A 22973-nucleotide genomic window follows, 5' to 3' on the forward strand; every position below is an offset into this window, starting at 1 on the left:
GCCTGCTCTTCAATTCCGCTTCCAACTTTACTAGACAATTGGAAGCGAGGCGTTAGGGCAATCTTTTCATGTGGTGAAAATTCAATTCTGGGGTGAATAGGTTTCAAGACTATTGAAATTTTAAAGTGCCAAAAAACTGTGGCAAGTGAAAATTAGGTTTTGGGTTGTCTACATAAGACCATGTCAGGAAGTTAGGGTTGCTGGTTCGGCTACCTGTCTTGTAAAAGTTGGCCTTCCAGATGGTTCCACTTTTCGGAGGGGTTACTTTTGAGTGTTTTTTCAACATGGCTAAAGGTACTCTGTATTCTATATACCAAGTAGTAGGCTCAGTAATTTCAGGATCCACCACTTCTGGTAGAGAATGAGCAATTTCTATCTGCTCAATGTCTTCTTTCCCTAATTTGGTGAAATTATCCCAAGGTTTGGCAACATAAAAAATCAGTGGAGTACCTCCCGCATTGATTTCAAGATTAAAATAACTCAATGGTAAATCCGAATCGGGAGAAAAGAAAAATTCCACACATGAGTCTCCAGAAACGTTTCCATTGTATTCTCGAACTATTGAGCGCACATAACGGTCTTCTACTTTGAAAATCCCATAAATGTTCTCCTCATCATACATTAATTTTGCCTGTACCTTTGGGGTGAACTTAGGTTCATCTCCCATTTTATAATCAAGTGTTACCGGCTTAATTTTCTTCCATTGAGCCTTGTCCCAATTTGCATCTATAGGCATTGAGCCCTTTTTCAGTTTTTTAACCAAATACGCTGCTTTTTCTTTGATTGGGGTTAACTCGCTCTTTACAGGATCTGTCGTTATCTTATTTAGATAACTGTAGAATAACGTTAAGGTTAACAATGATAAAGATATAAGTATTGCTTTCATGAAATTAATCGTTTGTGCTAAATTTAAGTAAGTAACTTTGGCATATACAAAAAACAAAATTTTGCAAGTCAACCTCTCTGGACTTCAAAGAAAATAGTTGTCAAAACAGGTATTTGTGCCTGAATATATGTAAAAGTTCAAAAAGTTGGCTACAAAGTAAGTCACTTTTTAAGTTATTATTATATCTATGGTTATTACGGGGTGAAAAAATTTGTAAGGGTAGCAAACTACCTTCTTTGGTAGATAGATTGAGTGGAAAAAACGAGACCATCAAGGTATATACTTTTATAAAACAAATTAGCTTTAAAACCTTTTGTAAATACAATAGTCACTTAAAAAAACTGAGATTCGCTCAAACAAATAATTACAATCACAAAAACCTAAAATATAAATCCGGAATGTCTGGACTCCAATTACTAAATTTATAAGAAATTGATAACATTGACCTCTTTAAACATATCCCTTAAAAACATTGAATTTTAAGGAAATAAACGGTATTATTGATGAATTTACTTTAAAACAACCACCTTTTTAAGTCATTTAATAAATGATTTAAATCTTTTAAAAAACCAAAATGAAAAAATCCACAATTCTGAGAATTACTATTGTTTTACCGCTCGTTCTGTTTTCCTTCTTGACTACTTATGCTCAGAAAAAACCCATAATTGGAGTGGCAGGAATTGCACACGAATCAAATTCTTTCAGCAGTCAGCTGACTACATTGGATAAATTTGATTTTCAAGTGGGAGAATCACAAAAGGAACTGGCTACGAAATTCTTTTCATTTGCCAATTCTCAAACCATAAGTTCAGGTTATATAGAAGGTGCAAAGCGTTTTGGCTTGGAACTCTACCCTACCGTAGTCACCAGAGCTAGGCCTATGGGGCCACTTACCGATAATGCATTCAATACAATAATGGATGAAATTATTAAGCAATTGAAAGCTGGCCCTAAACTAGATGGTATTTTGCTTAACCTTCACGGAGCTATGGTTGTCGAAAGTTACCCAAGCGGTGATGAAGAAATTGTAAGAAGAGTGCGTAAAGCATTTGGCCCAAAAATGCCAATCATTGTTACCCATGACTTCCATGCCAATGTTACACCAGAATTGGTTAAACTTTCCAATGTATTGATCACTTTTAAGGAAAATCCACATCTTGACACATTTGACAGAGGAATGCAAGCCGCAAAAATAATGGCCGAAATGGTAAAAGAGGGAGTCAAGCCTACACAGGCAATAGTAAAAGCCCCTATGGTTTATAACATAGTCTATCAAAGTACTTTTTCAAACCCTTTACTCCCTATCACTACTGAGAGCAAAGAATTGGAGAAAAACGAAAAAATACTTGCCGTGAGTGTTTCCGGAGGCTACCAGTATGCCGATGTACCTTGGATGGGCCCATCCGTGATAGTGGTTACAGATAATGACCCTGAACTCGCACAGAAAGAAGCCCAAAAGCTTTCAGATAAATTATGGAATACCCGTCATGAAACCGTGCTTGACAGCCCACAGCCGGAAGAAGCTGTGAAAATGGCCATGGAACATGAAGGACGACCTGTTGTATTGATTGACATGGGAGACAATATTGGTGGTGGATCCACTGGTGACAGTTCATTTCTATTGGAAGAATTGTTGAAACAAGGAGCCGAAGGATGGGTGGTGGTAATTGCTGATCCAGAAGCCTATAAAGTAGCCGAAAAAGCCGGTATTGGAAATGATTTTGATTTTGAAGTGGGTGGTAAAACAGATGAGTTGCATGGAAAGCCTGTCCGAATTAAAGGCCAGGTTCGTTCGTTAAATGTAGGTAAATATTTGGAAACAGAAGTCCGTCATGGAGGTGGGCGTTACTGGAACATGGGACATACAGCCGTGATACAAGTAGAAGGATCTACTTTGGATGAACCTAACCTGGTACTATTGACTACATTGGAATCCAGCCCTAATAGTGCACATCAACTGATCTCCAATGGAGTATATGTAGAACGTCAAAAAATCATTGTAGTGAAGGGTAACATTGCGCCTAGGGCTGCCTATGAACCTTTTGCTTCCAAATTAATTCAAGTGGATAGCCCAGGCGCTACGGCGGTTAACCCATCTTGGTTTACCTTCAAGCGGGCCCGCAAGGGAATGTTTGGCATGGGAGATTACTAAATACTTGTCTTGAAAAAACAACAATTGGTGCAGTCGCTGAAATCAAATTCAGTTTGTATCCTATTTGACGCCCTCCTAGCCATGCTATGGAGGGCGTTTTTAATAAGGAGGAATCTAAAATCGACTCCCTTCTTGGGAATAGTCAGAAACACTATTGCCTGAATCTTAGTAATTCTATACAGCATTTACCTCTCATGTAGGAGAATCCCTACTCATGATGGGTACCAAATATTATTTATCAATACATTGCTACCATCTTTAATTGATTGTTCAACCCGTTTTAGGATAACGGAAAAATAGTATGTTGAGGCCCCTGAGTTGACTCTCACGGTTATTATTGTTCAGGCCCTTTATGTCTGGTATTTATACTTGAAGCCGGCTACAATAAAATTCGAGAAAGATAATTCTATTTTTCTATGTCCTTTAAGGATTGAGGGCGATCAGTAGGTTCTGAAGCATCATCTTCCCCCGTAGGTGCAGTGCGCCACCAGTTAGCAAGGAAAGAGCCGGAGATGTCCATCCAGGTACCAAAAATCGCTGGGAATAGCCCCAGAGTAGCGGCCTTTCCAAGTTCCGAAGCAATACCTGCTGCCATTCCCCCATTCTGCATACCTACTTCTATCGCTATGGTTCGGCTGTCGACTTTATTCATCTTGAAAAGGCGGCAACCCCAATAACCCAATACATAGCCACTTGCATTGTGAATGATGGCGGCTAACAATAACAAAAGACCAATCTCTAAAAGGCTGTCACGCCCTGCTGCAACGATCACAGCGATAATCACCACATTGGCGGCCATTGCTATAAAAGGCATGGCAATATGAAGCCAACCTGCCCTGCCCTTGAAAATCTTATTGAAAACCATCCCTGCAATTATGGGTACAAATATCATCTTGATTATGCTCACCATCATCTGAAAAGAGTCAATCGGAATAAACTGACCTGCCAAAAGTTTCATTAACAGGGGTGTTAAAAAAGGTGCCAGTATAGTAGTAAAAGCGGTTAAAGTGATGGACAAAGCCAGGTTTCCCTTGGCTAGAAAAGTAATAATGTTGGAGGATACCCCACTCGGTGAAGAACCTATAAGGACAATACCTGCAGCAATTTCTGGTGGAAACTCCATTAGAATAGCCAAACTGATAGCTAGGATAGGCATAATGGTAAACTGAGAAACCAAACCAACAATGACTCCTTTTGGCATCTTTAATACTCCTTGGAAATCTCTAATCCCCATGGTGGTTCCCATTCCAAACATGATGAGTTGAATCAAAGGAACAATAAACCCCTCGGTATTATAACCAGCTACCTCTGTTATATAATCAGGAAATGTCATGCTGATGGCCACGGCGGCAATTACCCACACGGTAAACGAAAAACCCTTTAACTTATCATAACCTTGCATGCCTATTAGTAAAAAAGCAAAGAAAGAAAGTACCAATAGAGAGGCAACTTCTTGATTATCCTTTAAAAGCAAAACAGCAATTCCAATTAAAGAGATGCCTGCTAAAACAAGGGATGAGCTAAATAAGGTTTGCTTTTTATTCATGTTTTTTTTCGTAAATGCTTACTGATATTATTTTTTAACCACAACAAGATGGTCCTCTACTCAACCTTATGTGGACAATCCGGATGATTAGCACAATTGCCTGTCTGGTAAAGATAAAAGGGATTTCATAAAGTAGGGGGAATTCATTGCCCTTTTACCTCAAAATTTATTTATTTTTAAAGAGATTTTTTTAACCATTTGTCTTGAGGGAAACCTTTAGTATATTCTATTATTGCTCAATCCAACTTTAAACGCTTCACAATTGTCCAACTATCGCATAGTGTAATGAGCCTAAAAGTTGCCTAATAAACAGAAAAGCTTTTAAAATAGCATGCTTAACACCATTCATTAGGCCTCCTTACTACCTAAATTTATGATTGGATAACCTCTTTAAAAAATTTTCACGCTTATAGACCGGGAAAAAAATACAAATCAAAATTTCAAAAACTAAATGCAATTGCCTTTTAAGGCTAAAAACCATTACATCAAAATCAATAAATTTTTATTACTATCATCCGACTAAAATCAAAATTACCATAAAATCACTCTTGATATTCAGATTACGGGGGATTTTTTGAATTCTCAAAAACACCCCCCTTGGTTAAACCGAACAATTCAAATTGTATTATTTTCAGATCTCTTTCCATACGTGACAGTCTTCCTGATCTGACAAGCTTTATTAGCGATATGTAAGAGCACATGTTGATCGCCGCCATGTTAACGATTGTTACAAACTGCTCAGTCTCTTTGCACTGCCTGTGAATTACCGAAAACAACAAATTTGCTATCAAAGCTATCCAAACCTGCGTTTTGATCCCTTCCGAGCTGTCCGAGTAAAAATACCCCAATTCAAAATTTTGCTTCAACTGCTTAAACAGCGTCTCAATATTCCATCTGTACTTGTAGAGCAGAATAACTGTACTCTCACCGTAGTCAAACATATTGGACACAAACTCAAGCACCTTCCCGCTTACCGGGTCTTTGTATCTGATCAATCTGGCCTTTAGAGGTTCCTTTGATGGATTTAGCATGATTAGCTGATCAGAGATGATCCCTCCATCTGCATAATCACTGATGTGGTTTGGTTTTCCTTCCAGAACATGATAATCCGCATTGTCGTTGAGCCGGGTTACAAAATAGCTACCTATTTCGCTCCACTCCTTCCATTTTCGGTACTTGACATACCCTTTGTCAAAGACATAAATTGCTCCTTTTTCAGCTGTCAGCTGTCCGAGAAAAGATTTGTCGTTGCAGGCTGCTTCGGTCAGGTGTACCAGATCCGGAACAGAGCCACCTAGGGGCAACTTGGCGTGGATTTTAAGCCCGCCTTTCTTTTTGCCTGTTATAGGGTTACGTCCCACTCCTTTATATACGTCGACGAAAAGTGAAATTGTTGAAGAATCAACGATCATGATTCTCCCTGTATCCACCTGCTTGTCCAGATAGCTGGATTCCACAGGTCTCAGCTCATCCTTATAATGGTCTAGAAGCTGCTGATATACCGATTCAAACACCCTATTGTCCCGGTTGATATTGGCATCACTGAGGGTGCTGACCGCAGGAAGTTTGTCAATTCCAAGATAGGTTAACCTGTCTTCGAGGAAAAGTAGATTTTTACAAAGACAGTTAAGTGAGTGACATTTGGTGACCACTCCGTACAACATAAACACAAGTTGCTTCCATGTAGTCATGGTCTTATAGTACCGGTCGCTCTGATGCTCAGACACACAGGAGTCAACAATTTGACGGGGAAGAAAAGAAAGTAGCTGACAAATTACCGGTTGACCGGTAAGATTCGTATTTTTGGACATGATGTTTTTGGTGTGGTAACTTCAAACATCATAAATTTTAGCGAGGTGTCAAAACCTCGCTATTGTATTTTTTCAAGATGAACAAAACACACAGTGTTTTTGTCGGATGACAGTAAATTTTTATCTTAAAAATGATTAGTTAATTTCGCGTGATTCAAATTTGGCGAATATTTTCAATTATGCTTATGATGCATACATTAGAAAGTTGTTCGGTATTTTTAACTGAATATTAAATCATACAAGAAGGTAATTTTAATTAATAAAACCTTAAAAATATCCCTTTTATTAATATGATGCGTAATTATATAATCATAGTTTTTTATTTTGTTCTTTTTGCTTGCAACCCAAGTGAGGACCCACAAGATGAATACATTACCTTATCTGAAAATGACCTTTCCATTTCTTATAATGATGAATTCCAAATTCTAGTAGTATTCAATAGAGCAGGTTATACTACAGCAGATCTTATTTGGGAGTCAGAAGCAGAAAATATTGCAAATGTGGACCAAAACGGTCTTGTAACGGGCAAAAGGAAGGGGAAAACCACTATAACCGTAAGAACTGCTGATAACTTGTTTTCATCTTCTTGTAAGGTTGAGGTTCAACCGATCAATTTCTTGTTTAAGGAGCCATATTTTGATTTTGGTCAGGATCAGGCATTTATTACTAATAAGGAATCGAGATATTTATCCGTGCAAATACCTGAGGCAATGATTTTCGATGGTGAAAATCAAAATATCCGTTACTTAAACTATAGGTTTAAGGAAGGGAAGTACGAATATTCTTTTGTGGTTTTACCTGGTGATCAAGACATTCAAGAAGAAGTCCATGATTTCCTTATACAACGATATGACTTGCTAGGTTCTTCAACTTTAAGATTATATTTTGAGAATGAGGAAGTGAATATAACGTACGCTATCGATGAATATCGTGATATAGTCATCTTTTATTTCCCTAAAGTCAATTAGAAGAAGGTTAAATTAATCTCTTCCACTTAACAGGGCACTACATTGTCTTAATCAATAACAGACATTAATAGTTATTTCCTGACTTCCCGCATTTAACCTGATGTAATGCGATTCAGGATTTTGGGTTTTCACCTTGCAAATGAATTCACCTGAAAAGCCAAAACCCTCCTTTGGCTTTCCAAAAAAATTATAATCCATTTTCCCATTATGGTTACTATCATGAAACACAGCAATCATGTATTCTCCCGGATCTAACTCAGGAAGTATGAGGTAGGGCGCTTTTTTAATGGGAACCTCAAGCTTTTCAACAGGTTCCATTTCCAAGCCTAGTTCTATTGCCTGCTTCTTGAAAATATGAATCCGAACCTCCCCTCCCAATTCAAAATCTAAATTGTTAATGCTTAAAGCAGTTGTATTGGCGACAGGAGTATTGAATGCATATTGAAATATGCTACACAGGAGTATTAATGTAATTTTCATTTTAAACTATTTGTAATAATATTCAATATTGTAGCTCTTTGATTATTTGAAACCTTGTTTTTGAAACCAAACGTCAGCCAGGTTAATGTTCAAGGTAATCCCATGAGTTGTCTCTCTGGAAAGGAGAGTTGTTTTCCCCTGCTTTTCATACTGATAGGAAAGATTTAATCTGGTAAGTCCTTGTATGGGAATACCTATTCCCGCTGTGAAGCCCCATCGATCTACCGCTTGATTTTGAAAAAGGTAGTTTCCGGAATCATAATAAATTCCGGCGGAATAACTCAACTTTTGAGGAAATGAGTAACCTCTTGGTACAGGCACATATTCTATGCCTACACTTACTTGATGAGCCGCTACATAATCCTCCCATGAATCTGGGAAAAATTTATACATATAATCGGCCGCTATAATCCAATTCTTGTTTTGGTAAGACAGGCCAGCTTTGGCAGTTTGGTAAAAATCCATTCGCTCCTTATCACCTGTGGATTCAAACAAAAGAGTGTCTGAATTGACAAGTTGGATTTCTTCCGAAATGGTCTCATTCATTATGGCTGGCGCCTGATAGGTCAAACCCATCAATACTTTTTTGTCTTTATTTTGATAGGCTACATATTGCAAGCCCATATCCACCCCTACACCACTGTAATTGTTTTTTAGATTTTGCTGAAAACTGTCTATTGCCTCATCTCCTAGGGACTGTGTTTCATAAGTGTTGATATTATTGATAATCCCAAAGGCATAATAAGGTCTTATCCCCAATGAAAGTCGAGGGTGTAAAGAGTAGGCATAATTAAGAAACACCTTACTTATGTCCCCATAATTCTTAGTAAGTTTGGAATAAGGGTCAGCTGATCCTACAAAATAGGTGGTTTCCAAAAAGCTATTGTCTACACTACTTAAAGGCATTAGGCCAAAGGTAAAAGCAGATGATTTGGATACCCTCAGCCAAAAGGCCACATGGGTCAAATTGGTCCTATTAATATCAATGTTTTCATCGTTTGTGGCAATGTTCATCATCTGATACTTAACATCTGCATCGATCATGAAATTATAAGCACCTAAAACCCCAACACTAGAGGCCGGATTGACAAGGTTTAAGAAGTAAGGTGATTGAACAGCCACACCGGTTCCTCCGAGTCTAGATGCATACCCCACATTGTCATTATTAATCAAACCTATACCATAGGAAGAGTACAAGGAACCACTTCCCCTTTGTGCTTCCACCCTTCCTATAAGGATAAAAGATATAAGACATAAACATAGCGTTCGAATTGGTAAAGTCATTTTGATTTTTTCGGAAAGCTAATGCTACCTCAAGAAACATTCCTCTTAAATAGGCATAAGGGCTAATTTCATAGACCTAATCCCACTTTTCATCTTCCAAAATTCAAAATCCTTATGTCCTTTGTATTATTTAAGATCATAGAGAATAAAGTGCTTTTCGTAGAGAGGATTGGTGCCTAGGTCTATTATACCTCTTTATTCGCTAAAGATTGATTTGGTTTGGAGCAAAAATAAATTTTATGCAATCAATTTTCAGATCAATCAAATATCTATGTATGCCTGCAGTGGCCATTCTTATGACGGGATGTTTTGAAAATGAGATACTAGTACAACCTGAAGTCACTAAAGACAATAATCAACTGGAAGTCAGCTTAATTGAAAGTACAGACATCCTATTGTACAGTTATTATAGTGATAGTTTGGTCACCAATGACAGGACAAATTTTTTATTGGGCTCATACAATGACAGTATAAGAGGAGGTATAAAGGCGGTTCCTTATTTGCAATTTGGAGTTGAAAGTGGCATAAGGATGAATGATGAAGCTCAAATGGACTCTGTTGTATTGGTCTTGTATTATGAAAGTTTTCATTATGACACCCTTCCTGTTTTCGATATCAATATTTATGAACTTTTAGAAAACCCTGAACCTGATGATTTAAATGCCATCTATAACTTCCAAAACTTTGACTATAACGAAAGTCCTTTGGTGTCCCAAAAAATCCAAGCCCTTCCTCATCAGGATTCGCTTACAGTGACCTTACCCTATGAATTTGGACAAGAACTTTTTGAACTGTCCAAGTCAAGTAATTCAATTTTCTATACCAATGAAGACTTGGAAGAACACTTTAAAGGTTTGAGAATAGAGACAGAGGGAACAGGCCCCATATTGTCTTTTAACGAAGCTTCTTATATAGGTTTCTATTACAAACCATCCACTAGCATTTCCCAAACAAATGCACAATTCAAAATTACTGTACAGAGCGGAACTGAACATTTCACAAATTTGACAGTAAATAAATCCTCCGGGCTATTGCAAGGCTTTGAATCCTACACCAATATTGCATCGGAAGAAACCTCGGGGACGGTAATGGTAGATCCCCTATATGAATCAGGTATCAGAATTGAGTTCCCTGAAACCCAAATCCTTAAGGAAATTTCCGAGAGCTTCTTTATTTCTTCGGCCATACTTCACCTACCCGTGAAACCGGGAACTTATAACAATTACTTCAACACCCCCTCCTTTTCGATCAATGTATATGTGGTCAATAAAAACAATGAGATCATAGGCTCTTTAGCCTCAGTAGGTATGACGGCTTATGATGATCAGTTTCATGAAAACACCTACTATGATATTCCAGTAACAGATTTCATAAACAGTCAATTGAATACAAATTACGACAATGGAAATGCTTTATGGATTACCCTACCAGAAAGCACCTCGCTAACTACTAGGTATTTGGCATTTTCGTCTCACTCATTACAACAAAAAATTAAACTAGATATTGTTTTTCTTCCTTTAAATTAAATTATTATGAATAAAACACGTTTGTTAATAGGAGCTATTATTGGAGTTTTCTTCTTCAGTAGTTGTATCAATGAAGATGAAGTAACCTCGGAAGGCAACTGGGTCCAAAGATCCTATTTTGAAGGTAGTAATCGCTCCAATGCGGCCTCATTCTCAATTGATAACAGTGCCTTTGTAATGGGAGGTTACACAGGAGAAGAATACCTAAATGATTTCTGGGAATACAATTCTGACGGAGATTATTGGATAAAGAAAGCTGATTTTCCAGGAAAAGCGCGTAGCAATGCTGTAGCCTTTTCTATTGACGGTAAAGGTTATGTAGGAACAGGATACGACGGTACCAACAAACTCAATGATTTCTGGGAATATGATCCAGAAAATGATACATGGAAAGAAGTGGCATCCTTTGGGGGTACTGCCCGTTACAATGCTATTGGTTTTTCCCTTGTAGGAAAAGGATATATAGGTACAGGCTATGATGGAAGTGAGCAAAAAGATTTTTGGCAATACGATCCTACAAGTGATTCCTGGACCCAAATTATTTCAATGGGTGGAGCCAAACGTCAGAGTGCTTCCGTATTTGTAATCGGAGATGTTGCCTATATTGGTACCGGAATCAATAATGGCTCTTATGAATATGATTTCTGGGCTTTAAATGGCAATAGCCTAGAATGGACACGGAAAAATGATTTGGACTATAGCGATGATTATGCAGTGGTGAGAAGTGAAGCCAGTGCATTTTCAATTGGATCTTATGGCTATATTGTAGGCGGATCAGTGGGTTCTGTTTTGGGTAGTACTTGGGAATACAATCCTTCAGATGATACCTGGGAAGAAAAAACCCCACTGGAAGCTGTTTATAGAGCCGGTGCTTCAGCCTTTTCAGTATACGACAGGGCCTATGTCCTTTTAGGACGAAGTTCCAGCTTAAGGTTTGATGACATCTATGAATTTGAGCCTTTTGTATATTATGATGAAGAGGATTAAATTTATCAAAGCCTTCTAAATGTTGAAAATAGAAAAAAAAGTAATTTTAAAGACATTGGTTCATGTCTTAATACTGGGGGTAATTTTATCCCCAGTATTTTTTATTATTTCTAATAAAAACCAAGAAATACGCCCCAATTTTTATTTTAGCATTTCCAACAGTAGCATAATCATTTTTTATTTAATCAACATTATTTGGTTGATTCCTAAGTTAATCTTTCAAAGGAAGTATTTAAAATATGCCTTGTTCCTAACCTCATTCCTTGCCCTCTATATATTCTTCCAATATACCTTTATGGACTTCTCCCCTATTGGAGGAGATAGACCGAGTCCAAGATTTCCTGATGGAAAAAGGCAGATGTTTTTTTGGATACCTTCCTTTTTTCGGTTCATACTTATTATGGCCTTGGGAACAGTTATAGAGCTTATTACAAAGTTTGAACAGGAACACAAAAAATTTGATGAACTTGAGCGGCAAAAAATCATCAAAGAGTTGAACTTCCTAAAAAACCAACTTAATCCCCATTTCCTGTTTAATGCCCTAAATAATATCTATTCTCTGGCAAGTCGGAAATCCGAAAACACTACACCTTCGATTATGTTGCTGTCAAACATGCTCAGGTATGTTTTGTATGAATCGGGGAAAGATAAGGTACCTATTCATCAGGAAGTAGATTTCATAAAAAATTATGTAAACCTGGAAAAGCTCAAATTTTCTGACAACAATGCGCCTCAAATCAAATGTTATTTTTCGCTTACAAATGAAAATTATACCGTTGAGCCACTGTTGTTCATTACTTTAATAGAAAACGCTTTTAAGCATGGCATAAGCTACGTTACGCCTTCTTTTATCCTTATTTCCTTTAAGGAAGACAACAATGAAATACTGCTTTCTGTAATCAACAGCATAGGAAAAAGAGATGACAGGAATATCAATACCAACAAAACTGGGGTTGGTATTGAGAACCTTAAGAAAAGGTTGAAGTTGCTTTACCCGGGAAAACACAGCTTCAAGCAGATCCACGAAAACAGCACATTTAAGGCCTTTCTAAAAATAAAAAAATGAAAATCAACTGTATTATCGTAGATGATGAAGTGCTGGCCCTTGATATATTGGAAGATTATATTTCAAGAATGCCTATGCTTGAGCTAAAGGGGAAATTTGACTCGCCCTTAAAGGCCATGGATTGCATTGTCCATGAAGAGGTCAAACTAATGTTTCTTGACATCAATATGCCAGATATCAATGGAATAAAATTCTATGAAAGTCTCGCTAACAAACCCAAGGTCATATTTACCACCGCTTACAGTGAATACGCCGTTAAAGGCTTTGAAATTAATGCCATTGATTACCTCCTAAAGCCTATCAGTTTCAGCCGTTTTTTCCAGGCGGTAGGTAAGGTTATCAATATTCCAAACGCACTGCCAGCAGCACCCGTTCAGTCCAGTTATCAGGAAAGTCAAAATGATGAATCATCAAGGTTTATCTTTGTGAAAGTAGAGCATTTCACAAAAAAAGTTAGCCTCAAGGACATTGCCTACCTTCAAGGCTACAAAGATTATGTCAAGATATATCTCATCGGTGAAGACAAACCCATCCTCACCCTAAACTCCATCAAACACTACGAAATGAGCCTTTTCTCCAAAGGCTTTATCCGCATTCACAAATCCTATATCGTCTCTGTAAACCAAATAGAAATCATCAGTCGAAACAAGGTCAAATTAATTGACAAAGATCTGCACATCACCATTGGAGGGAATTACAGGGATTTTTTCTATGAACTGGTGGTGAATAAGAATATATAGAGAGCTAGATTAATGTTTTACATGCTGTAATTTTATCCTAATTCCTCGTAATTTATCAAAAAAAAGAACTACTTTTTAGGGTGGCAGGAATTGCTTCTTCAATCAAGCAATAAAAGACTAGCACCCAAATTGAATAGCCCCTTAAAGGAGTAAAAAAATCTAATCCTCGTTCATTTGAAGTTAATATTCCCCTACCAACAAAGATAAAATAAGATTGAATCTACTTTTTTGTTTGAAACCTTTTAAACCCATAATAGCTCAAATAAAACCATACTATGGCAGCCCCAATTGAGGTATAAAAACCGACATCAAAAGGATAAAAAGATCCAAAAGAACCGAAAGTCATCAATAAAATTGCCATACCCATACTAGAAATGATAAACCGCTTTTTCAATTTTCCCATTTTGATATGATCATTCTTATTTCAACTAATATAATGTAATTCTATTACATTCTAAAACAAGACAATAACTAGTTCAAATCACCAATTGTAAAGCAGCTAGAAAAATCTATTAGCCCCAGAAAAAATTTAAATCAAATCATATATCGAGAGAGATTGGTAAATTCTTTACCAACTACCCTTCTCAAATCAATTACCAAAACCTTAAACTGAAATTTTAGTCCTAAGAATTTGATTATTAGAAAGATTAGGTCAAATTAGAGACATGAAACATTTTGGCTATTTATGGGCGGGAATTCTTCTATTGTATTCCTGCAATCCATCTTCTTCAAGTTCTAAAGATGCTGATAACTTAGATAATGCTGTTGATACGGTCATGATAGCTACTGGCGATGATATTATTAACCTGAAATGGGGGATTTATCAGTCCGGTATTAGCCATGATAAAAAATATCTGTTTATTTCTGGTGGTTTTCCCTTTATAAAATAAACTTAATCTCAAATGATCAAAGTACGTAATATCTTGATTTTGCTATTGGTGTCGGTCTATGCTTGCACTGATGGAAATAAATCCTCCAACAGTAGTGCGGATTCCAATGAATGGGAACTCGTAATTTTGGACTCTATCCAGGTAGACTACTTAGCTGATGTAAGAGAAGGGATTTTTTCAAATGGAATAGGCATCATTAAAACAATGTCAAACAATAACTTGATAAAATTTGACTCATTAGGTACCATTTTGGTGAATAAAGAATTCCCACAAGAAGGTCCCGAATCTGTTATGTTTTTAGAAACTTTAATTGAACATAAGGGAGAATATTTTGGGACAACTTCATTTAGTGACTTGTATCATTTCGATGCCAATCTTAACATAAAGGAACGTTTGAAAATGCCTTTTATGGGTGAAGCCAGAGGAGGTGCCTATAACCGAAGAAATATTGCTGTCTGGAATGAGAAAATACTGCTTTGGTATCCGGGACGAAACGGTATCAGTCCATACATTGACCACTTTTATAGAGACTACCCATTTTTGGAACTCTATGACCTTAAAACAAAAACTTCAATACCGGTAGTAAGAACCCCCAAGACATCACAATATAGTAGTGATGATTTTTTTGATCGGCCTGACATTAATTTCATTATAGAAAAAGACAGTTTGTACCTTACCTTTTCCAATGAACCCCTCATACATGTGTATGCCATGGGGGATAGTATCCTTTGGAAAAGAAGTATTCCTATGAACCCAAGCGATTTTAAATTGATTCCAGGACAGAAAACACCTGTTACCTATCTAGAAAAAAATAAAATGTATGAAGCTGGAATTAAGGCCGTTTATTCTGATCCGGATCATATCATTGTTAGCTATCATGGTGGAATTGATGGAGATACTTTTGTGAATAATGAATTAAAGGAAAGAGAGAATTATCCTCGCTACCCTGAATTTCTTAAAAATTACCTCAAAATCTACAGGCAAGGACAAGGCTGGTCCAATGAGTTGATTATCCCTTCAAAAATCAAAATAATTCTAAATATCGAGTCCGCAGATAAACCCTTCTTTGCGCTTAGAAATGATGAATTTATTGGAGAGGAACAAGATTACCTTACTTTTTATAAACTACAACTGGTAAGGAAATGAGATTTACGTATTTGGCAGCAATAATTCTCTTTTTGTCGCAAATTGCATGTTCTGAAAAGAAGGTGTCAGATTTAGAGCCTTTTTCCAATGAATGGGAACTCGTGATTTTGGACTCTATTCAGGTAGACTATTTGGGGACTGTTGATGGTGGAGATTTTAGACAAGGCAAAGGCGTTTTTTATAATTTTGAAGAAAATAAACTGGTTGCGTTTGACTCTAGTGGTAAAATCAGCTATGAAATTTCTTATCCAAAGGAAGGTCCGGAAAAAGTTCAATACCCAACTCAACTAAAATATACGGAGGATGGAAGGCTTTTTGCAGCTAGTTATATGGGCTGGCTGTATGAGTTAAATACGAATTTAACTTTGAAGCAAGAAATAAAGCTTTCATTTCTGAGTCAATCACAGGATGGAGGTGGCTTTATTAAAAATCTGGAATATTATAATGATTCATTGATCAGTTTTTATCCGGGCAGAGATGGAGCAAATCCTTATGAGCCACATTTCATCCGGGACAACTTTCTTTTAGAAAAAATTGATCCTAAAACAGGGGGATCAGTGCCATTAATTAGGATACCAAGTACCTCGAGGTATTCCTCAGACAAATACTATGAAAGACCTTGGCTTCAATTTGGAATTTCGGGGAATAGACTTCACTTGGCCCTAAGTAATGAACCCTTGTTTCATATTTACGACTTAACAGACGGAGAACCCTACTTAAATACTGTTGATTTCAAACCTTCAAAATTTTTAGACAATGGTGAACATCAGGAGAAACATCAATACATCTCTGGAAGAAGAATGCTTGATGGAAGGATCAGGCAGTTTTTTGTGACCGATAAAGGAACAGTTGTTTTTTATGAGGAAGGTATTGAGGAAGATATTTTTATCCAAAATGAATTAAAACTTCGTAAAAACTTCCCCAAATACAAAGACTTTCAAAATCAAGTACTTAAAATCATAATTCAAGATTCTATCCTTTCCAATGAAATCATTGTCCCCTACAATATTGGTAGCATTTTAAACATTGAAAAGTTAGATAAGCCCTTCTACGCACTCAGAAATGATGAATTTATCGGAGAGGAACAGGATTTTATTACTTTTTATAAACTACAACTGGAAAAGAAATAGAGGCTAATTATTCACCTTTCAGAAAAGAACCCAAGAAATATCTTTTACGAATTAAACTTAATTCCTTCCCATTGCAATTAATTACATTTTAAAATTTTGTATTTGTGTGATTTGTGGATAAAAAGGTTGCTCATAAAGCCTTTTCCCTGTCGCTTTGTAAAGAGAATTTCCCAATGCAGCAAATACCGGTGGAAATAAAGGCTCACCCAAACCGGTAGGGTTCTCATTATTTTCTACAAAGTACACTTCAATATTTTTGGGTGCTTCGCTATGGCGGATCATTCGGTATTTATCAAAATTCCTTTTTGTTGGTGCACCATTTTCAAAGGCCATTTCACCATAAAATGCATTCCCTATTCCATCAACAATTGCTCCTTCTCCCATATTGGCCGCAGCGTCCGGGTTAACTACTACCCCACAGTCAACAGCAGCAAAGACATTTTCAACGACGGGCTGATTGTCAACAATAGAAATATCAATCACCTCGGCCACATACGAATTATGACAGAAATAGGCAGATACACCACGGTGAATTCCGGGTGAAGGTTTCTCCCAATTAGATTTATCCCGAACAAGTTTCAAGACTCCTGCATACCGTTTTGGATCATAATCATTATTATCACCCACAGGGTTGGTCGCTGCTTTTTCAAGCAGTTCAAGACGAAAATCGATGGGATCTTTGTCCATCACTTCCGCAAGTTCATCCAGGAAACTTTGCTCAGCACCTGCAATAAAGTTGGACCTCGGTGCACGAAAAGCTCCTATAGTTATATTTGATTCAATTTGCCAACTTTCGGCAAGGTAGTTTTCTACAGCTCCGGCAGGAAATCTATTTGCATGCAATGGAGATTCAGGAATTCCTCCTGCCTTTACATGAAATGCCAAAAGGTTGTTTTCGTTATCCAATGCAGCCTTATAGGTCGCTGAATAGGTGGGCCGGTATACCCCTGCACTCATGTCGTCTTCACGGGTATAGGTCATTTTTACAGGAGCCTGAATTTTTTGAGAAATCAATGCCGCCTCCACAAAATGATGACTATATGCCCTACGGCCAAAACCTCCACCCATTCTGGCCAGCTTTATTTGTATATTTTCCCGAGGAATCCCCAAGCTACTGGAAAGCGTTCCCATAATAAAATCCGGCGCTTGTGTAGGCCCGTAAATGACAGCCTTGTCACCTTTCACATCTGCAAAGGCATTCATTGGTTCCATGGTATTGTGTGCCAAAAAAGGAGCGGTATAAGTACGTTCAATCACTTTAGTCGCCCGCTTGAATGCACTTTCGGGATCCCCATCTTTTCTTCGAACCTGTCCCGGCTTAGCGTGATAATCGGCCATATTTTTTTTATGAATACTGGAGCTTTCCAATCCTGCCGGAACCTTCACCTCAATATTTTCTCCACCTCTACCTGCCATAGGGAAAGTACCTGTAGAAGCGGGTTCCCATTCTGCTTTAATACTTTTTTTGGCTTGCATGACTTCCCAAGTTGAGTTGCCAACAATGGCTATAAGCTCTGGAAAGGTCGTGGTATCGAAAAAATTTCTTGCATAATCATCTTTAAAAACATTGATCTTAAAAGCATCCTGAATCCCCGGCAATGAGACCACAGAACTCCTGTCAAAATCCACTAGCTTCATCCCAAATGCAGGAGGATGCACAATGGCTGCATACTTCATACCGGAAACTTTATGGTCAATCGAAAAAATTGATTTACCGGTTACAATTTTATCTCCATCAACATTCTTTTTGGATTTCCCGATGATTTTGAAATCAGAAATTTCCTTTAATTTAACGGTTTCAGGATCCGGTGTATCCAGTGTTCCAGCCAATGAGGCCATTTCTCCATACCCCGCTCTCTTCTCAGAGGTTATGTGTTTAACAATTCCTTGATTGGTAGTTATTTCACCTTCCGCCACATTCCAACTTTGGGCTGCAGCCTGCACAATCAGTTTCCTTGCAGTAGCTCCCGCTGTACGTAAAGGAATCCAACCCTGCCTTATCCCCTGACTCCCCCCTGTAAACTGCCTGTCAAACCTTTCAGGATAAAAATCTGCCTGTTCAACGGTGACCATTTTCCAATCTACATCCAACTCTTCAGCCAACAACATAGGTAAAGAAGTTTTTACATTGGAGCCAAATTCAGGGTTGGGGTTAAATAGAGTAACCACCCCATTGTCTCCAATTTTAATATAACTATTCAATTCAAACCATTCATCCGGCATGGTCAGCACATCTTCCGACTTTGGTTGACAACCCGCTAGCCAACTAAAACTAAGCATCATACCTCCTCCGGCCAAGGCAGAAACTTTCAGGAATGATCTTCTATCTAATTTATTATCTGTAAAAGCCATAATTCTAATAGTTTAAGCGTTTTGGGAGGCAGTTTTAATTGCAGCTCTAATTCTCGTATAGGTTCCACATCGGCATATATTACCATTCATGGCCTGGTTAATCTCTTCATCATTTGGACTAGGGTTCTTCTTCAAAAGGGCTGAAGCTGACATGATTTGCCCTGCTTGACAATATCCGCATTGTGGTACATCATGTTCCATCCATGCTTTTTGAACGGGATGGTCTCCTTTCTCAGAAAGCCCTTCAATGGTTGTAATCTCAGCCTCTTCCACGGAAGATACTGGTAATTGACAAGCCCTTATAGCATTTCCATCCATATGAATGGTACAAGCACCACATTGGGCAATACCACAGCCAAATTTAGTTCCTACCAGATCCAAATGATCTCTCAAAACCCAAAGCATTGGTGTATTTGGGTCTACGTCTACCTGATGCAATTTCCCGTTAATTTTAAGCTTGAATTGTGCCATTAGTCTTTGTATTTGGTTCTAAATTAATGCTTTACAGCATTGAAATCAAATGGATATTTTTTTTTATCAACTTATACCTGAGTTCCTTCACATTATAAAAGCTGGTTTCAGCCATTCAATTGATTTATAAATGGTTGATCATAAAACCTCTTTCCTGTAGCCTTATACAAGGCATTGGCCACTGCTGCGAAAATAGGTGGATAGGCAGGCTCTCCTAAACCTGTAGGATCTTCGCCATTTTCTACAAAATAGGTGGCTATGGATTTGGGAGCTTCTTTCATTCGAATCATCCGGTATGTATCAAAATTGGATTTATTTATTACCCCATCCTCAATTCTTAGTTCCCCAAACATGGCTGTCCCAATTCCATCAATTACTGCCCCTTCACAAAGATTTCTTGCTGCATCCGGGTTTACAACAATTCCACAATCTATCACATTTGTCACCTTCTCAAAGTGAACTTCACCATTTATTATCTTCAAATCAACTACCTGAGCAGCATAACTATTGTGGCAATAATAAGCTGAAACACCTTGATGCACTCCTTCAGGAGCATTTCCCCAGTTTGCCTTTTTCTTCACCATTTCTAAAACCTTGGCATAACGTTCCGGATTGTAATCGTTATTATCACCCACAGGGTTTTCCTTTGCCCTTTGTAACAATTTCAATCGAAACGCTATAGGGTCCTGCCCCGATACTTCCGCGATTTCATCTAAAAATGATTGCTCCACGCAAGCCATAAAATTTGACCTGGGTGCACGAAAGGAACCGGTGGTAATATTTGAAGCTACTTCCCAACCTTCAGCTAAATAGTTGGGCACAGCTCCTGCGGGAAATCTATTGGCGTACAATGGATTTTCAGGTAAGCCGCCAGCATTGACATGAAAAGCTACCAATTCATTTTTGATGTTAAATCCTGCACGATAGGTAGCTTGGTAGCGGGACCGGTATACTCCTGCAGTCATTTCGTCTTCCCTATTGTAAAGAAGTTTTATAGGCATGCCTGTTTTTTGGGAAATCACTGCTGCTTCAATTAACCAATGGGCATAAGATCTGCGCCCATAGCCCCCTCCAAGTCTTGTCATGGATATTTCAATATTTTCAATAGGGATCCCTAGCCTGTCAGCAAGTGCCTGTTCCGTTAATTCAGGCTTCTGTAAAGGCCCTGCACAAAACACCTTATCACCTTGAACATGGGCAAAAAAATTCATAGGTTCCATACAGTTGTGAGCCAGAAATGGCCCGGAAAAACTTCGTTCAATTACCCTAGTAGCTTTTTCGAATTCTTTTATAGGATCACCATCCATCCTTTGTTTCTGAGGGCTCATGGCGGCATGCCTCATTTTATGTTCCTGCTCGGCACTATTCTCCAATCCTTCAGGAACCACTCTTACTCCGGCTCTACCAAACATGTCACGTTTTTCTTCAAAACCTTTCTGAATTTCCCATGAAACTGTAACAGCTTTTTTGGCCTGTTGAACTTGCCAAGTACTAACTCCAACCACAGCAATAAGATCTGTAAATTGAACGGTGTCAAAGAAAGTTCTTTTATAATCAACCTGAAGGGATTTAATGGCAAATACGTCCTTTATTCCCGGCATTGCACGCGCTCGATTGGCGTCAAAAGATTTCAATTTCTTGCCAATGGCCGGCGGATGAATAATCATCGCATAAAGCATTCCCGGTTTTTTGAAATCTATGCCGAAAAGCGGTTTTCCTGTTATAATTTTATGTAGATCAACGTTCTTTTTAGAAGTTCCAATAATTCTAAAATCCTGGACTTCCTTTAATTTAACATCTTCCGGTATGGGTATAGTGGCTGCCAATGCGGCTAAACTCCCATAGTCTGCTTTTCTTTTTCCTGAAATATCCAACACAAAACCGGAAGCTGTTTTAATTTCACTATCAGGAATATCCCAGGTTTTTGCAGCTGCTAAGATTAACATCCGGCGTGCAGTGGCTCCTGCCGTTCGCAATGCTTTCCAACCGGTACGAATAGCCTGGCTTCCCCCAATAAATTGCCGTGTAAAATTGTCCGTATCTAAAGGGGCTTGTTCTACAATAACTTTGTTCCAATCGACATCAAGCTCCTCGGCTATAATCATCGGCATAGAGGTCTTTACATTTTGTCCACCTTCGGGATTGGGAGACATCAAAGTGATACTTCCATTTTCTCCGATTCGAATGTAACCATTCAACCTGAACCAGTTTTTTGGCATAACTAGGCTTTCTTCCTCTTTAGGTTTACAGCTGACAATCCAGCTGAAACTCAAAGCCATCCCTCCTCCGGCTAAAGCCGAAATTTTCAGAAATGACCTTCTGTTGAAGATGCTAGCAGGCCTAGGCATGTCTTTTTATTTTATAGGTAATATAAATAATTAAGTTACTCATTTTCAGCCCTAAAAACTAACATTCGATCATTTTCCCATGGGACTATTGTTCATGAAATGAAGAAACAGAAGTGAATATTTGTAGGCTTTCCAACCATTTATTTACTGCTTGTCTTACTTCCGTTTCTTTTTCACCTTCCATAACATATAAAATACCATCGCGCTCTATGCCTCCTTGAGTGGAGAAACCTTTCAATACATGGCTTTTAGGGCAAAACTTTTTTACAGTTTCGAAACTACTTCCAATGCCAAAACCTGCATTGGTATTAAATGGAATCACTGTTTTAGCTTCAAAGTCATTTTCACTAAGAAAAGTTTTCATAGGTGGTGGAAGTTGCATCCCCCAAGTAGGAAAACCTACATAGATGATCTCATATTCTTTAAGACTAATTTTTGTTTTCAGATGTGGCAAAATATTTTCTTCATTTTCCTTTGCCACCTGAGCAACAACAGCATCATACCCTTTCGGATAAGGGGTTTCAAGTTTTAAACTTACAAGTTTTCCACCAACTTTTTCATGAATCATTTCGGCTACAGCTTTGGTATTATTGGTCCGTGAAAAATAGACAATCAGGATTTTGTTAGCATGCACTTCATCAACATAATTCATGAATTCAGATTGAGTTTGGCCCAAGCAACTCAGAGAATAAAAGGTGAAAATAAGCAACAGATTTAATCTCATTAGTTTAGTAAGTTAGTGGTTGCCTGCTCCAATCAATTTGGTAAAAGAGAGGGCAGCCAACTTCCAGCCATCTGCTTTTTTTATATATACCTCAGTGACTTCAAATGGGTTGGTAACTTCATTCCCACCCACCTCTGCAGTCAGGGTGATTCGATTCAGTAAAATGGCCGTATCGTTTATTAATTTTACAGAAACCTTATGTATTTCGGCATTTTTATACCAAATGCCACCACTACGAATAATATCCACTTCACGCTCCTTCCCCCAAGAACCTCCCATATGAACGAACACCGCTTTATCATCAAAGAGTTCAGCCAATTTATCACCCTCCTTCTCTGCCATCCACTGCCATTTGTTTTTAGAAAGTTCGATGATTTCTTGTTCCGTTTCTTCCTCTTGACCAAAGGCAAATGGTGAGGTCAGCAATAGGATTATTAATCCAAAAATCGTCCTTTTCATAGGTATA

The 22973-nt window shown here is 38.0% G+C and carries 19 protein-coding genes; 9 read left to right on the plus strand and 10 right to left on the minus strand.

Annotation, left to right across the window (positions count from 1 at the left end; all coding sequences use genetic code 11):
• Positions 1-109 precede the first annotated feature (109 nt).
• A complete protein-coding gene (locus CA2015_RS21700; protein WP_084011943.1) occupies positions 110-886 on the minus strand; it encodes a carbohydrate-binding family 9-like protein in 777 nt (258 codons plus the stop codon).
• Positions 887-1460: 574 nt separating this feature from the next.
• Here CA2015_RS21700 and CA2015_RS21705 point away from each other — a divergent pair.
• A complete protein-coding gene (locus tag CA2015_RS21705) occupies positions 1461-3038 on the plus strand; it encodes a M81 family metallopeptidase (protein ID WP_048643793.1) in 1578 nt (525 codons plus the stop codon).
• A 406-nt stretch (positions 3039-3444) separates the two neighbouring features.
• Here CA2015_RS21705 and CA2015_RS21710 read toward each other — a convergent pair whose 3' ends face one another.
• Complete coding sequence (locus CA2015_RS21710) at positions 3445-4584, minus strand: bile acid:sodium symporter family protein (RefSeq protein ID WP_053086732.1); 1140 nt, start codon at positions 4582-4584, stop codon at positions 3445-3447.
• 560 nt (positions 4585-5144) lie between these two features.
• Complete coding sequence (locus CA2015_RS21715) at positions 5145-6395, minus strand: IS4 family transposase (RefSeq protein ID WP_048643794.1); 1251 nt, start codon at positions 6393-6395, stop codon at positions 5145-5147.
• Between the two features lie 290 nt (positions 6396-6685).
• On the opposite strand from CA2015_RS21715, the gene CA2015_RS21720 reads away from it, so the two are divergent.
• The gene (locus tag CA2015_RS21720; protein WP_048643795.1) at positions 6686-7363 is read left to right on the plus strand and encodes an Ig-like domain-containing protein; all 678 of its coding nucleotides are present in this window, start codon (positions 6686-6688) and stop codon (positions 7361-7363) included.
• 51 nt (positions 7364-7414) lie between these two features.
• Here the strand turns inward: CA2015_RS21720 and CA2015_RS21725 are convergent, their stop codons facing one another.
• Complete coding sequence (locus CA2015_RS21725) at positions 7415-7843, minus strand: DUF2141 domain-containing protein (RefSeq protein WP_048643796.1); 429 nt, start codon at positions 7841-7843, stop codon at positions 7415-7417.
• Positions 7844-7885: 42 nt separating this feature from the next.
• On the minus strand, positions 7886-9127 hold the full coding sequence (locus CA2015_RS21730) for a hypothetical protein (protein ID WP_048643797.1): 1242 nt from the start codon (positions 9125-9127) through the stop codon (positions 7886-7888).
• Between the two features lie 239 nt (positions 9128-9366).
• Between CA2015_RS21730 and CA2015_RS21735 the strand changes: the two genes are divergently transcribed.
• The 7 genes from CA2015_RS21735 (at position 9367) to CA2015_RS21770 (ending at position 16612) form a co-directional block, all read left to right on the plus strand.
• Positions 9367-10653: a DUF4270 family protein gene (locus tag CA2015_RS21735; protein ID WP_084011945.1), complete on the plus strand. Its 1287-nt coding sequence runs from the start codon at positions 9367-9369 to the stop codon at positions 10651-10653.
• Positions 10654-10659: 6 nt separating this feature from the next.
• Positions 10660-11640 (plus strand): Kelch repeat-containing protein, encoded by a 981-nt coding sequence (locus CA2015_RS21740; RefSeq protein WP_048643799.1) that lies wholly within the window; start codon positions 10660-10662, stop codon positions 11638-11640.
• A gap of 295 nt (positions 11641-11935) precedes the next feature.
• Positions 11936-12706: a sensor histidine kinase gene (locus tag CA2015_RS21745; RefSeq protein WP_240477867.1), complete on the plus strand. Its 771-nt coding sequence runs from the start codon at positions 11936-11938 to the stop codon at positions 12704-12706.
• Positions 12703-13446: a LytR/AlgR family response regulator transcription factor gene (locus tag CA2015_RS21750; protein ID WP_048643801.1), complete on the plus strand. Its 744-nt coding sequence runs from the start codon at positions 12703-12705 to the stop codon at positions 13444-13446. Before CA2015_RS21745 ends, CA2015_RS21750 begins: the two co-directional genes overlap by 4 nt.
• Before the next feature lie 665 nt (positions 13447-14111).
• Complete coding sequence (locus CA2015_RS21760) at positions 14112-14336, plus strand: hypothetical protein (RefSeq protein WP_048643803.1); 225 nt, start codon at positions 14112-14114, stop codon at positions 14334-14336.
• Positions 14337-14348: 12 nt separating this feature from the next.
• Positions 14349-15482: a hypothetical protein gene (locus CA2015_RS21765; protein WP_048643804.1), complete on the plus strand. Its 1134-nt coding sequence runs from the start codon at positions 14349-14351 to the stop codon at positions 15480-15482.
• Complete coding sequence (locus CA2015_RS21770; RefSeq protein WP_048643805.1) at positions 15479-16612, plus strand: hypothetical protein; 1134 nt, start codon at positions 15479-15481, stop codon at positions 16610-16612. Before CA2015_RS21765 ends, CA2015_RS21770 begins: the two co-directional genes overlap by 4 nt.
• A gap of 81 nt (positions 16613-16693) precedes the next feature.
• Here the strand turns inward: CA2015_RS21770 and CA2015_RS21775 are convergent, their stop codons facing one another.
• From CA2015_RS21775 to CA2015_RS21795, 5 genes are all read right to left on the minus strand, one after another.
• On the minus strand, positions 16694-18964 hold the full coding sequence (locus CA2015_RS21775) for a xanthine dehydrogenase family protein molybdopterin-binding subunit (RefSeq protein WP_048643806.1): 2271 nt from the start codon (positions 18962-18964) through the stop codon (positions 16694-16696).
• Between the two features lie 12 nt (positions 18965-18976).
• The gene (locus CA2015_RS21780; protein ID WP_048643807.1) at positions 18977-19435 is read right to left on the minus strand and encodes a (2Fe-2S)-binding protein; all 459 of its coding nucleotides are present in this window, start codon (positions 19433-19435) and stop codon (positions 18977-18979) included.
• A gap of 107 nt (positions 19436-19542) precedes the next feature.
• Positions 19543-21783 (minus strand): xanthine dehydrogenase family protein molybdopterin-binding subunit, encoded by a 2241-nt coding sequence (locus tag CA2015_RS21785; protein WP_048643808.1) that lies wholly within the window; start codon positions 21781-21783, stop codon positions 19543-19545.
• 85 nt (positions 21784-21868) lie between these two features.
• The gene (locus tag CA2015_RS21790; protein ID WP_053086733.1) at positions 21869-22507 is read right to left on the minus strand and encodes a flavodoxin family protein; all 639 of its coding nucleotides are present in this window, start codon (positions 22505-22507) and stop codon (positions 21869-21871) included.
• A gap of 12 nt (positions 22508-22519) precedes the next feature.
• Positions 22520-22966 (minus strand): nuclear transport factor 2 family protein, encoded by a 447-nt coding sequence (locus CA2015_RS21795; RefSeq protein ID WP_048643809.1) that lies wholly within the window; start codon positions 22964-22966, stop codon positions 22520-22522.
• Between the last annotated feature and the right edge of the window lie 7 nt (positions 22967-22973).

This window comes from Cyclobacterium amurskyense (genome assembly GCF_001050135.1).
Taxonomy (GTDB): Bacteria; Bacteroidota; Bacteroidia; order Cytophagales; family Cyclobacteriaceae; genus Cyclobacterium; species Cyclobacterium amurskyense.

Excerpts from the sequence above, each read along its gene's own strand:
- CA2015_RS21700 (WP_084011943.1), bottom strand. The coding sequence starts at position 886 with ATGAAAGCAATACTTATATCTTTATCATTGTTAACCTTAACGTTATTC.
- CA2015_RS21705 (WP_048643793.1), top strand. The coding sequence starts at position 1,461 with ATGAAAAAATCCACAATTCTGAGAATTACTATTGTTTTACCGCTCGTT.
- CA2015_RS21710 (WP_053086732.1), bottom strand. The coding sequence starts at position 4,584 with ATGAATAAAAAGCAAACCTTATTTAGCTCATCCCTTGTTTTAGCAGGC.
- CA2015_RS21715 (WP_048643794.1), bottom strand. The coding sequence starts at position 6,395 with ATGTCCAAAAATACGAATCTTACCGGTCAACCGGTAATTTGTCAGCTA.
- CA2015_RS21720 (WP_048643795.1), top strand. The coding sequence starts at position 6,686 with ATGATGCGTAATTATATAATCATAGTTTTTTATTTTGTTCTTTTTGCT.
- CA2015_RS21725 (WP_048643796.1), bottom strand. The coding sequence starts at position 7,843 with ATGAAAATTACATTAATACTCCTGTGTAGCATATTTCAATATGCATTC.
- CA2015_RS21730 (WP_048643797.1), bottom strand. The coding sequence starts at position 9,127 with ATGACTTTACCAATTCGAACGCTATGTTTATGTCTTATATCTTTTATC.
- CA2015_RS21735 (WP_084011945.1), top strand. The coding sequence starts at position 9,367 with ATGCAATCAATTTTCAGATCAATCAAATATCTATGTATGCCTGCAGTG.
- CA2015_RS21740 (WP_048643799.1), top strand. The coding sequence starts at position 10,660 with ATGAATAAAACACGTTTGTTAATAGGAGCTATTATTGGAGTTTTCTTC.
- CA2015_RS21745 (WP_240477867.1), top strand. The coding sequence starts at position 11,936 with ATGGACTTCTCCCCTATTGGAGGAGATAGACCGAGTCCAAGATTTCCT.
- CA2015_RS21750 (WP_048643801.1), top strand. The coding sequence starts at position 12,703 with ATGAAAATCAACTGTATTATCGTAGATGATGAAGTGCTGGCCCTTGAT.
- CA2015_RS21760 (WP_048643803.1), top strand. The coding sequence starts at position 14,112 with ATGAAACATTTTGGCTATTTATGGGCGGGAATTCTTCTATTGTATTCC.
- CA2015_RS21765 (WP_048643804.1), top strand. The coding sequence starts at position 14,349 with ATGATCAAAGTACGTAATATCTTGATTTTGCTATTGGTGTCGGTCTAT.
- CA2015_RS21770 (WP_048643805.1), top strand. The coding sequence starts at position 15,479 with ATGAGATTTACGTATTTGGCAGCAATAATTCTCTTTTTGTCGCAAATT.
- CA2015_RS21775 (WP_048643806.1), bottom strand. The coding sequence starts at position 18,964 with ATGGCTTTTACAGATAATAAATTAGATAGAAGATCATTCCTGAAAGTT.
- CA2015_RS21780 (WP_048643807.1), bottom strand. The coding sequence starts at position 19,435 with ATGGCACAATTCAAGCTTAAAATTAACGGGAAATTGCATCAGGTAGAC.
- CA2015_RS21785 (WP_048643808.1), bottom strand. The coding sequence starts at position 21,783 with ATGCCTAGGCCTGCTAGCATCTTCAACAGAAGGTCATTTCTGAAAATT.
- CA2015_RS21790 (WP_053086733.1), bottom strand. The coding sequence starts at position 22,507 with ATGAGATTAAATCTGTTGCTTATTTTCACCTTTTATTCTCTGAGTTGC.
- CA2015_RS21795 (WP_048643809.1), bottom strand. The coding sequence starts at position 22,966 with ATGAAAAGGACGATTTTTGGATTAATAATCCTATTGCTGACCTCACCA.